Here is a 12,822-nt window from a genome sequence, read left to right on the forward strand (position 1 = left end):
GAGCACAGACCATGGGGCGTGTTTTAACACTTAATGATGTGGAAGCCGCGGTAAAAGGCGGTTCGGTATTTGCCTGCGGCGGTGGCGGTTGGGTAGCCCACGGCCTGGAACTGGGCCGACTGGCGGTCACTATCGGCCGCCCGGAGCTGGTCAGCCTCGACGAATTGGCCGATGACGCCTGGATAGCCACCGCAGCAGCCATTGGGGCCCCCGGCGGCCTGACCGACTGGCAGATGCTCGGCGTCGACTACGTCAAGGCGGTGCAACTGGTGCAGCAACAGCTGGGCGCCCCGATCGCCGGGCTGATAGTCGGCCAGAACGGCATGTCCAGCACCCTCAACGGCTGGCTGCCTGCCGCCGTGCTCGGTTGCAAGGTAGTCGATGCAGTCGGCGATCTGCGCGCCCATCCGACCGGCGATATGGGCTCCATCGGCCTGGCTTCCAGCCCGCAGCCGATGATCCAGGCCGCCGTCGGCGGCAACCGCGCCAATAATGCCTATATCGAACTGGTGGTGAAAGGCGCCACGGCCAAAGTGTCGCCGGTACTGCGCAAGGCGGCCGACATGTCCGGCGGCTTTATCGCCAGCTGTCGCAACCCGATACCGGCCGCCTATGTGCGTCAACACGCGGCACTGGGGGGCATCAGCCAGGCGATCTCATTGGGTGAAAGCATTCTGGCAGCGCGGGGCAACGGCGTGGTTGATACCATTTGCCGTCATACCGGGGGCCAGATTATTGGCAGTGGCGTGGTGGCTACCAACAGCCTGCGTTATACCGAAGAGGCGTTTGACGTCGGCATCGTGACCATTGGTCAGGGTAAGGATCTGCGCCGCATCCATATCATGAACGAACATATGGCGGTGGAAGATGCACACGGTGAACGGATCGCCAGCTACCCGGACGTGATCACCACGCTCGACAACGCCGGCAACCCGATCAGCGCCGGGCAACTGAAGCCCGGCATGGAAGTGGTGATTTTCCATATGCATCACTCGCAGTTCCCCCTCTCGTCATCGGTGACCGATCCGGCGGTCTATCCTCCGGTGGAGAAAACCCTGGGGATCGATTTGCGCAGTTACCTGCCGGCAGGAGATGCCGCATGAAAAGAACCTTTGAGGTGACCTCTGGCAGCCAGCTGCGCTGCCTTGGCTGGCGGCAAGAGGCGCTGCTGCGCCTGCTGGAAAACGTGCTGGCGGTCGGTGAAAACCCGGATGAACTGGTGGTGTACGCCGCGCTGGGCCGTGCGGCGCGCGACTGGCCGTCACACGATGCCATCGTTCACGCGTTAAAAACCATGCGTGAAGACCAGACCCTGCTGGTGCAGTCCGGCAAGCCGATTGGCCTGCTGCAAACCCACGCCAACGCCCCGCTGGTGATCATGGCCAACTGCAATATGGTCGGCCAATGGGCGAAGGCGGAAAACTTCTACCGCTGGGAAAAAGAGAACCTGATCTGCTGGGGCGGCCTGACCGCCGGAGACTGGCAATATATCGGTTCGCAAGGGGTGATCCAGGGCACCTATGAAATCTTCTCGCGCATTGCCGAGCGGCATTTCGACAACGATCTGCGCGGGCGCTTTATCCTTACCGCCGGTCTGGGTGGCATGGGTGGCGCTCAGCCGCTGGCAGGCACCCTGGCCAACGCGGCAATTCTGACCATCGAGGTCAATCAGGCCAGCATCGACAAACGGCTGAAAAACGGATTTTTGCAACACCAGGCGGCCGATCTCGACCAGGCACTAATGATGATCGCCAGCGCTCAACAGCGTAAACAAGCCCTTTCCGTCGCGTTGCTGGGCAATGCCGCCGAAGTCTACCCGGCGATCCTGGCGCGCGGCGTGATCCCGGATATCGTGACCGACCAGACCGCGGCGCATGACCTGGTGTACGGCTACGTTCCCGCCGGTTACAGCCCGGAACAGGTGGCCAAACAGCGCGAGGAAGACATCAATGCGCTGATGGACGCCAGTCGCCGCTCTATCGTTCAGCATGTGCAGGCAATGCTCGGTTTTATGGATCGCGGGGCGGTGGTGTTCGACAACGGCAATCTGATCCGCACTCACGCCCATCAGGGCGGTGTTGAGCGCGCCTTCGAGATCCCTATTTTCACCGAGGCCTTCCTGCGGCCGCTGTTCTGCCGCGCTATCGGCCCGTTCCGCTGGATCGCCCTGTCCAACAACAGTGACGATATTCGGGTTATCGATGACTACTTGCTCGAGCGCTTTGCCGACAACCGTATCGTCAGCAACTGGATCACCCTGGCGCGTCAGCATGTGCCCTTTGAAGGCTTACCGGCGCGTATCGCCTGGCTCGGCCACGGTGAACGCACCGAGCTGGCGCTGGAAGTCAACCGCATGGTGGCAGACGGCCGCCTGTCCGGCCCGATAGCCTTTACCCGCGATCACCTCGATGCCGGGGCGATGACCCATCCGAATATCATGACCGAAAAAATGAAGGACGGCTCCGATGCGATCGCCGACTGGCCGCTGCTCAACGCGCTGGTCAACTGCGCCTCAATGGCCGATCTGGTGGCGATCCACTCCGGCGGCGGCGGTTATAGCGGTTATATGACCAGCTCCGGCGTTACCACCATCGCCGACGGCAGTGAGGCGGCGGCACAACGCCTGCAACTGTCGATGACCAACGACACCAGCACCGGCGTAATGCGTTACGCCGATGCCGGTTATCAGGAGTCGCTGGACGAGATCGCTGACAAGTCCTTGCCCTATATCTCACTACCTCGCGGAGAATAATGATGAATAAAAGCACGGTTCCGCCCATCGCCCCCCTGCTGGTCGCCGATTCGGCCGTCACGCCACGTAAAAGCAGCGGGCGCAAAGCGATTGCTGCCGCTTCTATCGGCAACGCGCTGGAATGGTATGACTTTTCGGTATACGCCTTCTTCGCGGTGTATATCGCGCAGAACTTCTTCCACCAGAACGATGCGGGCACCCAACTGTTTGAAGCCTTCCTGGCCTTCGGTCTCGGCTTTGTTATTCGCCCGCTCGGCGCTTTGGTGATCGGCGCTTATGGTGACCGGGTCGGCCGTAAGGCGGCCCTGACGCTCACCATCATGACCATGGCGGTCGGCACCGCCATCATTGCCTTTGCGCCGCCGTACAGCGCAATCGGTATCGGTGCGCCGCTGCTGATCCTGTGTGGCCGGGTGCTGCAGGGCTTTTCCGCCGGTGGCGAAGTGGGCGGCGCAGCGGCATTTTTGATCGAACACGCCCCGGCGCACCAGAAAGGCCAATACGCTTCCTGGCTACAGGCCAGCATGGGTATCTCCAATATCCTCGGCGCGCTGGTGGCAACGGCGGTCACCCTGACGCTCAGCCACGAACAGGTCGGTGACTGGGGATGGCGCATCCCATTTATCATAGGCCTGTCGATCGCGCCGATTGGCCTGTGGATGCGTAAAACGCTGGAAGAAACGCCGCTGTTTGCCGAAGAACAGGCACGGCAAAAGCGGGAACCACACACGCCGGAAATGCCGTTATTGCTATTGTTCCGCACTCACCGCCGCGCGGTACTGCTCGGCACCGGGTTGTCTATCCTGTGGGCTGTAAGCATTTATGCGCTGATTATTTATATGCCGATCTATGTTCAACGAGTGATGCACTTTGAGAGCCACCAGGCGTTTTTGGCTGCGCTGATCGGCAACTGCTTTATGGTGGTGTGCTGCGTGGCGGCCGGGACCTGGTCGGACCGTATTGGCACCCTGAAAATCTTGCGGGCCGGAGCGCTGTTGCTGTTGGTGGCCAGTTACCCACTGTTGCTGTTGCTTGATGCCTACCACACCACCGCGATGCTGATCCTGGTGCAAACGCTGTTTTGCATGCTGGTGTCGCTGTTCGTCGGCGTGGCACCTGCAGCGTTGTCTGAACTCTTTCCCACCCAGGTGCGAGCCAGCGGCATGTCGGTGTCCTATAACCTGGCGGTGACGGTGTTCGGCGGCTTTGCCCCGGCGATCCTCACCTGGCTGACCCAGAATACCGGTACCCGTTTCGCACCGGCCTGGTACGTGATGATCGCCAGCCTGCTGGCATTATTCACCCTGTATTTGATCGCCCGCCACCCGGCGCGACAGCCCTGAACACCGCGTCATAAAAACATCATAATAATCAATAATAAGGGGTCATTTATCATGCCAGGAAAATTCGCCTTATCGCTGCTTGCTGCGCTGACGTTCGGTTACAGCCAGCTTGGATTGGCCACCGTCACGCTCGACGGCCACTCGATTACCCCACAGATGATCGCCAACGTCGCCGATGGCGAAGCGGTGGCCGTCGCCCCTGCCGCCATAAAACGCGTGACATTGTCACATCAGGTTCTGATCGAGGCAGCGAAAAATGGCTTGAAAATCTATGGCCTTACGGTCGGCGTTGGGTTAAATAAAGACCGGCCTATGGTCGACGTACATGGCAAGCTGACGCAAGAGGTCATTGAGGCGTCGAAAAAATTCAACGTCGGCCTGCTGCATGCCCACTCAGGCGGTATCGGTGAACCCATGAGCATCCGCATGGCACGTGCCACCCTGGTCACCCGGCTCAATGGCTTGCTGAGCGGTGGCGGCGGTGTTCAACCGGCGATTGTCGACGCCTATGTCGCTTTCCTCAACAAAGGGATTACCCCGGTGATCCCGGCGGGCGGTTCGGTGGGTGAAGGCGATATCACAGTAATCAGCCATGTCGGGCTGGCGATGCTAGGCGAAGGCGAGGTGTATTACCAGGGCAACAAAATGGCCGCCATGGCGGCGCTGCAGAGCAGCAAAACGCCGGCCATCACGCCCTACGCCAAAGACGCACTGGCGATCCTCAGCTCCAATGCCTATTCCGCCGCCAGTGGCGCACTGGCGCTGGATTCGCTGGCCCATCTGATGCAGGTCAATACCCTGACCTATGCACTGAGTTTGCAGGCACTGAACGGCAACGTCTCGCCGTTTCTGGCCAATACCCTGGCGCTGCGGCCCTATCCGGAAGTCGCGGCAATGGGGAAAAACCTGCGCGAACTGCTGGTCGGTTCCAGCCTGTGGCAGCACGACGACAGTCGCCCACTGCAGGATCCGCTCAGCTTCCGCTCCGGCGTCTATTTGTTAGCGGAATTGCAGCGCAGCTATCAATCGGCCTATGACCAGTTGCTGGTGCAGTTGAACAGCTCCGACGATAACCCAGGCGTGGCGCTGGGGGTCACACCGCCATCACAAAGCCCCCAGGAAGCCGTCGGCTACGTCAGTGAAGGCAACCTTCAGGGGGCCGTACTGCCAAGCGCCAATTTTGAGCCACTGCCCTGGGTGCTGGCCTTCGAGCAGTTGGGGCTGGCACTGGCACACAATTCACTGGCCAGCGCCCAGCAGGTGGTGAAACTGAATAACCCGGCGTTTACCGGCCTGACCCGTTTCCTTGGCACCGATCATACCGTGCATGCCTTTGGTGCGATGGAGAAACCGGTGATGATGCTGGCAATGCGCAATAAAGAGCTGGCGATGCCGGTGTCGCTTGATTACTTCCCGGTGGCCGGTGATATCGAAGATATTGCCACTAACGCCCCGTCGGTGGTTGAGCGCGTTCAGCAGCAGGTGGATAACGCCTATCAACTGCTGGGTATCCTGCTGGTGCACGACGCCCAGGCGGTGGATTTGCGCCAGCAGCGACACAACGGCTTTACCCTCTCCGCGCCGACAGCGGCACTCTACGCGGCGGTACGCCAGCAGGTGCCGTTTATCGAAACCGACCGCCCACTGGCACCCGACTTCGCCGCCGCAGAGCAGGTGTTGCGCCAATACGGCAAATAGTCCCTGATTTTCCTCTCCCATTCTGAACGCAGGGCGCTCCACGGTGCCCTGCGTATTTTTGCTTCAAATAAACAAAACTCATACCTCGTTAATCATTTTCCGGCAGACACCGGCAGCCACAGTCCCTAACGTGGTAACTGAGCCGTCAGCCAGAAATCACACAATTAGCTGTTTTCTATAAAATAAATGATATAAATATTCTGACAATGCCCACTGACGCTCATTCAATACGTTTCCGGCCTGCAACCAAAGTTTTAATCCGATCACATATTAATAAAAAAAACAGAGAGCGTACCCGATGAGCAACCGCAACATTGTCGACGTCAAAGCGTGGATTGATTCCCGCCCCATTTCCGGCTATCAGTGGCTGGTATTAATTCTGTGTTTCGTGATCATCATGTTTGATGGTTATGACGCCGCGGTGATGGGTTTTATTGCCCCTGCACTGATTGAAGACTGGGGGATTTCGCGTGCCGAAATGGGCCCCATCCTCGGGGCTGCGATGTTTGGCGTCGCTTTGGGAGCGCTGATCGCCGGCCCCTATTCCGACCGTTTTGGCCGCAAGAAGGTACTGCTGCTATCCATTCTATGCTTTGCATTGTTCAGCCTGCTGAGCACCTTCGCCCGCACCCCGCTGGAAATGGCCCTGCTGCGTTTCCTTACCGGCCTGGGCTTGGGCGCGGTGATGCCCAACTGTGTCACGCTGGTGTCAGAGTATATGCCCGAGCGCCGCCGCGGCCTGATGATCACCCTGATGTACAGCGGCTTTAATATCGGGTCCGGTGCCGGCGGGTTTATCGCCGCCGGTATGCTGCCGCACTACGGCTGGAAAGCGGTGCTGTTCTTCGGCGGTATCATGCCGCTGGTGCTGCTGCCACTGCTGGTCTGGATCCTGCCGGAATCGACGCTGTATATGGTGGTACGCAACCACCACAAGGACAAGATTGCCCAAATCCTGCGCCGCGCCGGCGGCGTGTTCAGCGCCGGAACCACCTTCATACTGAAAACCCCTGTGATCCCAAAGAAAGCCCGCGTACTCCAACTGTTCAGTCATGGTTACGCCAGGGGCACTCTGGTGCTGTGGCTGACCTATTTTATGGGGCTGTTCGTGATTTACCTGCTCAACGGTTGGCTGCCGACCATCGTGCGCGGCGCCGGTTTCTCACTGGAGCGGGCGGCGATAATCGCCGGTCTGTTCCAACTGGGCGGCACCCTGGGTGGCCTGCTGGTGGGTTACCTGATGGACCGCTTCGTCGCCAAACGGGTGATCGGACTGTTTTATCTGATGGGCATGTTCTGCCTGCTGTCACAGGGTATCTGGGGCTTTGGCCCAACGCCGCTGGCGGTGTTGGTCTTTGTTAGCGGCATCTGTATCAACGGAGCGCAAACCGGTCTGCAGGCATTCTCACCGGCATTCTACCCCACCGAAATGCGGGCCACCGGCGTCAGCTGGATGCACGGCATCGGCCGCAGCGGCGCCATTATCAGTTCGTCAATGGGCGGCGTATTGCTGGGTATTTTCCCCGGAGCCACCAGCATTTTCATCATCCTGGCGATCCCGGCGTTACTGGCGGCGATCACTATCATTAATCATCAAAAGGCACATCCGGCTGAAATGGTTAAAGGCATCGATATTACCGATCTGCCTGCGTTGTCACGCACCATGAATAACCGGTAATTCTTATTAATACAGAGGTAGACGATGGCTAAGATCATTGGCGGACTGGCGGTGTCACACACCCCAACCATCGGTTTTGCAGTAGACCACAACAAGCAGAACGAAACGGCCTGGGCACCGATTTTTGACGGTTTCGCCCCAATGCAGCAATGGCTGGAAGAGAAAAAACCGGACGTGTTGCTGTATGTCTTCAACGATCACGTGACCTCGTTTTTCTTCGATCACTATTCGGCATTCGTGCTCGGCATTGACGACAGCTACGCGGTGGCCGACGAAGGCGGCGGCCCGCGTGATTTACCGCCGATTCGAGGCCATGCGGCGCTGTCGCAACATATCGGTGCCAGCCTGATGGCCGACGAGTTTGATATGTCGTTCTTCCAGGATAAACCTCTCGACCATGGGTTATTCTCCCCACTGTCCGCCCTGCTGCCGTGGCAGAACGGCTGGCCAATGCAGGTGGTGCCGCTGCAGGTCGGGGTGCTGCAGTTCCCGATCCCTTCCGCCCGCCGCTGCTACAAGCTCGGTCAGGCGCTGCGCCGGGCGATCGAAAGCTTCCCGGAAGACTTGCGCGTCGCGGTGGTAGCCACCGGCGGTGTCTCGCATCAGGTGCATGGCGAACGTTGCGGTTTTAATAACCCGCAGTGGGACGAGCAGTTTGTCGACCTGCTGGTTAATGATCCGCAGCGCCTGACCGAAATCACGCTGGCGGAGTATGCCACCCTGGGTGGGCTGGAGGGCGCGGAGGTGATCATGTGGCTGATTATGCGCGGTGCGCTGTCGGCCAACGTCGAAAAACTGCATCAGGCCTACTATCTGCCCTCCATGACCGGTATCGCCACGCTGATCCTGGAAAATCAGGCGCGTGAGGCACCGGTAGATGTCCATCAGCGCCAGCGCGACAAAATCAACCTGCAACTGGCGGGGGTTGAGAAACTGCCGGGTACCTATCCCTTTACCCATGCGCGCAGCCTGAAAGCCATCCGTATCAACCGTTTCCTGCACCGGCTGATCCAGCCGGCCTGGCGCGAACGTTTCAATAACGCCCAGCAGGCGCTGTTCGACGAAGCACAGCTCACCCCTGAGGAACAACAACTGTTGCGCGAACTCGACTGGCGCGGACTGATCCATTATGGCGTCAGTTTCTTCCTGTTGGAAAAGCTCGGGGCGGTGGTTGGGGTATCCAACCTGCATATCTACTCGGCGATGCGTGGCCAGACGCTGGAAGAATTCCAGCAAACCCGTAATCAGCAGGTGTTGTATTCCGTCGCGGGGAAAGCGCCAAAATGACTATTTTTGACCAACCGAAAATTGACTGTCACCACCATATTTTCGATCCACAGCGCTTTCCCTACGCGTCGGAAAGTTGCTACAACCCACAGGGCCACGAGTTGGCGACCCTGGAACATTATCGCGCGGTGATGCAGGCCTACGGTATACGCCACTCGTTGATTGTCGGCCCTACGTCGGCTTACAACACCGATAACCGCTACCTGCTGGCGGCACTGGCCGCTGGCGAAGGCCGTCACAAAGGGATTGCCGTTGTGCCGCGTGAGGTGGACAGCCAAACGCTTGCCGAATTGCAGTCACAGGGCGTGGTCGGCATCGCGCTTAACGTGGCGATGCTCGGCGTCGAACCTTTCTTGCAGTTGGATCGGCTAATGGGGCAACTGGCAGAACTGGAAATGTTCGCGCAAATCCAGGTGCAGGACGACCAGTTACCGGCGCTGATGCCGCTGCTGGCACGCACCCGCACCCGGCTGCTGTTCGACCATTCGGGTCGGCCGGACGTCAGCGCGGGTCTTCAACAACCGGCGTTTCAGGCCCTGTTGTCACTGGCACAGCGTGAGCACACTTACGTCAAGCTTTCCGGTCTGGCCAAGTTTTCACGCCGGCACTACCCGTTCAGCGACGCTCAGCCTTACCTGTTGGCGCTGCTGGCGGCCTATGGCGGTGAGAAATGCATGTGGGGATCGGACTGGCCTTTCCTGCGCGCCACCGAACGCATGGATATGGGTACGCTGCTGATGCTGGCCGAACAGATGTTCCCCGACGCACAAACGCGTCGGCAAATTTTATGGCAGACGCCGCAGCGGCTGTTTGGTTTTAGCGAATGATCGGAGTAAAGATGAAAACCATTTACGTGCTCAATGGCCCAAACCTTAACCTGTTAGGCACCCGTGAGCCTGAGACCTACGGCACCGACACGCTGGCGACCATCGAACAGCTGTGTCGCAGCACCGCCGCCGAACTGGAATGTCGACTAGAGTTTCGCCAAACCAACCATGAAGGTGAAATGATTGACTGGATCCAGCAAACGCGGGGCAAGGCAGATGCGCTGGTGATCAATCCGGCTGCCTGGACGCACACCTCGGTGGCAATACGTGACGCCGTCACGGCAGTGGCCTTGCCGTTGTTCGAGGTACATATCACCAACGTGCACAAGCGTGAGCCGTTTCGCCATCATTCCTATCTGTCCGACGTGGCCAACGGCGTGATTTGCGGCTTTGGCATTCAGGGATACCGTTACGCGCTGATGCAAGCGGCACAGCTTTAGTCCATACAGACCTCACGCAAGCAGGCGATCAATGCTTGCGCCGCCGGGGAATGAAGGCTGCCCGTACGGCAGATCAGGCCAATGGCGCGTCCGGTATCAGGCAGCGCCATTGACAGTTGAACCAGTTCGCCGGAAGCCAGCTCATATTCCAACTGGTGGGCGGATACCGCCGCCAGCATGTCTGAATTGAGCAGCAAGCCTCTCACCAACGCCAAATCACCGGTTTCCACCACCGGACTGGGTGCCGGGATATTCATCGCCAGGAAGCAGCCGTCCAGCAGGCGCCGCGCCGGAGTGGCAGAGCGTGGCAATACCCAGCGCGCCGTTCTCAACTGTTCGGGCCTTAACCCCGGGACCGCCAGCGGATGGCCGCGACGAGCCAGCAGTACCATCTCCTCGGTAAACAACGTTTCACTGTACACGTCGGCAGCGTAATCGCTGGCGCGCAGCGCACCAAAAATAAAATCGATATCCCCGGAACGCAGCTCGGTGACCAGGGCCTCAAAGGCACTTTCGTTGGTTACCACGCTGACCCCCGGATAACGGGAGGTCAGTTGGATAATGGCCTGTGGCAACAGCCGGGTACGTCCCAACGGCAATGCTCCCACCCGTACCCGCCCCTCCAGCACCCCGCGGCGGGCAGCAATATCGGCCGGAATATGCTGCAGTTCATTCAGCGCACGGCGAACGTTGGCTTCGATTTCACGGCCGGCCAGCGACGGCACCATCCCCTGTGGCGTGCGTTCCAGCAACGGCACCCCGGTACCGTTTTCCAGCACCTTGAGCGCGGCGCTGATCGCCGGCTGGCTAAGTCCGAGCAGCGTGGCGACGGTTTGCATATGCCGGGTTTCACACAGGCAGACGAAAATCTGCAGTCGTCGCACATTGAACAGGTACAAGGGTTCGGGATCGCCGCGCGTCTGCCCCCCCTTGCCCTGTAAGCGCTTTAGCAGCGCCGGTATCTGGTGCAATTCATCAATCGCCCGCCGCGCGCGCGGCAGTACGCATTTACCAAAGTCGGTCAGCAGCATGCCGCTGGCATGGCGTTCAAACAAGGGTGCCGCCAGTTGCTGCTCCAAATCACGGATTGAGCGGGTGATTGCTGACTGGGTTCGGAATAGCTCATCGGCTGCGCGTGAGACGCTGCCCTGGGTCACTACCTGACTGAATGCCCTGATTTGCATCAGGTTTGTCAGCAGACTCTCATCATAGTCCATCGCATTCTCTCCTTTGCCCGTGGTTGGCAATATAAATAAAACGCATACCTGCTGCAATCAAATGAATTATCCGTCCTCCGTCAGAACTGACAGCATGAAGTCATTACACCGACCCAAGGAATCCGATGATGAACTCAGTAACTTCAAACAAAACCGCCCTGGTAGTCAGCGCTCATTCTGCCGATTTTGTCTGGCGTGCCGGCGGCGCGATTGCCCTGCATACCCAACTTGGCTATCAGGTCCACGTAGTTTGCCTGTCGTTTGGCGAGCGAGGAGAGTCCGCCAAGCTGTGGCGTAAAGGCCAGATGACCGAGGACAAAGTGAAAGCCTCCCGTCGCGAGGAGGCCCACGCCGCCGCCGAGATCCTGGGTGCCAGCATCGAATTCTTTGATATGGGTGACTATCCGCTACGGGCCGATAAGGAGGCGCTGTTCCGCCTGGCCGACGTGTTCCGAAAAGTACAGCCGCACTTTGTGCTGACCCATTCGCAAAAAGATCCGTACAACTACGATCACCCGCTGGCCAGCCACCTGACTCAGGAAGCCCGCATCATCGCCCAGGCGGAAGGCTATCGCCCAGGTGAAACCATCGTCGGCGCGCCACCGGTGTACCTGTTCGAACCGCATCAGCCGGAACAATGCGAATGGAAGCCGGACGTGCTGTTGGATATCACCGAAGTCTGGGACAAAAAATACCAGGCTATCCAGTGTATGGCCGGTCAGGAGCACCTGTGGGAATACTACACCCGCGTCGCCCAGCAGCGCGGCGTGCAGGCCAAACGCAACGTCGGCATCACCAGTAGCAAAAATATCGTTTACGGCGAAGGCTACCAAAGCATCTTCCCGCGCGTGACGGGAGAACTGGCATGAGCCTGATCGGTAAAAAAGGCGTGGTGATCCGCAATATTCCACGGGCAAACGCCAACACACTGGATGCCCTGGCCGAATTTGGCGTAGCCACGGTGCATGAGGCGCAAGGCCGCAAAGGTCTGCTGGACCCGGCCATCCGCCCCATCCAGCAGGATCGCGGAATTGCCGGCAGCGCGGTGACGGTGTTGGTCGCCCCCGGTGATAACTGGATGTTTCACGTGGCGGTTGAACAGTGTCGCCCCGGCGACATTCTGGTGGTCGCCCCCACTTCCCCGTGCGGTGACGGCTACTTCGGCGATCTGCTGGCCACTTCACTGAAAGCGCGCGGCGTGCGCGGCCTGATCGCCGACCTCGGCGTGCGTGATACTCGCACCCTGCGGGAAATGGGCTTTCCGGTCTGGTCACGGGCGGTGTATGCCCAGGGCACGGTGAAAGAGACGTTGGGTTCAGTCAACGTCCCGTTGATTTGCGCCGGACAACTGATTTATCCCGGCGATGCGATGATCGCTGATGACGACGGCGTTGTGGTGGTGCGACAAACCGAGGCAGAACAGGTGCTGGCAGCCAGCCGTCAGCGTGCCGAGCTGGAAGAGAGTAAACGCCTGCGCATGGCCGGTGGCGAACTGGGGCTGGATATCTACCAGATGCGCCCACGGCTGGCGGAAAAAGGCCTGAAATATTACGACTCACTGGATCTGCTGGAGGATTGAC

11 protein-coding genes are annotated in these 12,822 nt (G+C 59.3%); 10 read left to right on the forward strand and 1 reads right to left on the reverse strand.

Annotated elements, in window-relative coordinates; all coding sequences use genetic code 11:
• The first annotated feature begins 11 nt into the window (after positions 1-11).
• The 8 genes from FCL49_RS04320 to aroQ all read left to right on the forward strand — a co-directional run bounded on the left by FCL49_RS04320 (position 12) and on the right by aroQ (position 10,025).
• Positions 12-1,103, forward strand: coding sequence for a DUF917 domain-containing protein (locus tag FCL49_RS04320; RefSeq protein WP_174352556.1), 1,092 nt, complete (start codon positions 12-14; stop codon positions 1,101-1,103).
• Positions 1,100-2,752 (forward strand): urocanate hydratase, encoded by a 1,653-nt coding sequence (locus FCL49_RS04325; RefSeq protein ID WP_174352557.1) that lies wholly within the window; start codon positions 1,100-1,102, stop codon positions 2,750-2,752. The genes FCL49_RS04320 and FCL49_RS04325 overlap by 4 nt, the downstream gene beginning before the upstream one ends.
• The gene (locus FCL49_RS04330; protein ID WP_217434285.1) at positions 2,752-4,095 is read left to right on the forward strand and encodes an MFS transporter; all 1,344 of its coding nucleotides are present in this window, start codon (positions 2,752-2,754) and stop codon (positions 4,093-4,095) included. The genes FCL49_RS04325 and FCL49_RS04330 overlap by 1 nt, the downstream gene beginning before the upstream one ends.
• Before the next feature lie 51 nt (positions 4,096-4,146).
• The gene (locus FCL49_RS04335) at positions 4,147-5,793 is read left to right on the forward strand and encodes an HAL/PAL/TAL family ammonia-lyase (protein WP_174352558.1); all 1,647 of its coding nucleotides are present in this window, start codon (positions 4,147-4,149) and stop codon (positions 5,791-5,793) included.
• A gap of 298 nt (positions 5,794-6,091) precedes the next feature.
• Positions 6,092-7,471, forward strand: coding sequence for an MFS transporter (locus tag FCL49_RS04340; protein ID WP_174352559.1), 1,380 nt, complete (start codon positions 6,092-6,094; stop codon positions 7,469-7,471).
• A gap of 24 nt (positions 7,472-7,495) precedes the next feature.
• Positions 7,496-8,758, forward strand: coding sequence for a gallate dioxygenase (locus FCL49_RS04345; RefSeq protein ID WP_174352560.1), 1,263 nt, complete (start codon positions 7,496-7,498; stop codon positions 8,756-8,758).
• A complete protein-coding gene (locus tag FCL49_RS04350) occupies positions 8,755-9,585 on the forward strand; it encodes an amidohydrolase family protein (protein WP_174352561.1) in 831 nt (276 codons plus the stop codon). The genes FCL49_RS04345 and FCL49_RS04350 overlap by 4 nt, the downstream gene beginning before the upstream one ends.
• An 11-nt stretch (positions 9,586-9,596) precedes the next feature.
• On the forward strand, positions 9,597-10,025 hold the full coding sequence (gene aroQ, locus FCL49_RS04355) for a type II 3-dehydroquinate dehydratase (protein ID WP_174352562.1): 429 nt from the start codon (positions 9,597-9,599) through the stop codon (positions 10,023-10,025).
• Here aroQ and FCL49_RS04360 read toward each other — a convergent pair.
• Positions 10,022-11,242 carry a LysR family transcriptional regulator gene (locus tag FCL49_RS04360; RefSeq protein WP_174352563.1) on the reverse strand — a complete coding sequence of 407 codons (1,221 nt, stop codon included), beginning with the start codon at positions 11,240-11,242 and terminating at the stop codon, positions 10,022-10,024. The two genes, aroQ and FCL49_RS04360, sit on opposite strands and share 4 nt — an antisense overlap.
• Positions 11,243-11,370: 128 nt before the next feature.
• Between FCL49_RS04360 and galB the strand changes: the two genes are divergently transcribed.
• Both galB and FCL49_RS04370 read left to right on the forward strand, forming a co-directional pair.
• Complete coding sequence (gene galB / locus FCL49_RS04365; protein WP_174353464.1) at positions 11,371-12,111, forward strand: 4-oxalmesaconate hydratase; 741 nt, start codon at positions 11,371-11,373, stop codon at positions 12,109-12,111.
• A complete protein-coding gene (locus tag FCL49_RS04370) occupies positions 12,108-12,821 on the forward strand; it encodes a 4-carboxy-4-hydroxy-2-oxoadipate aldolase/oxaloacetate decarboxylase (RefSeq protein ID WP_174352564.1) in 714 nt (237 codons plus the stop codon). The genes galB and FCL49_RS04370 overlap by 4 nt, the downstream gene beginning before the upstream one ends.
• Position 12,822: the final 1 nt, after the last annotated feature.

The organism is Serratia proteamaculans, assembly GCF_013337185.1.
Taxonomy (GTDB): Bacteria; Pseudomonadota; Gammaproteobacteria; order Enterobacterales; family Enterobacteriaceae; genus Serratia; species Serratia proteamaculans_D.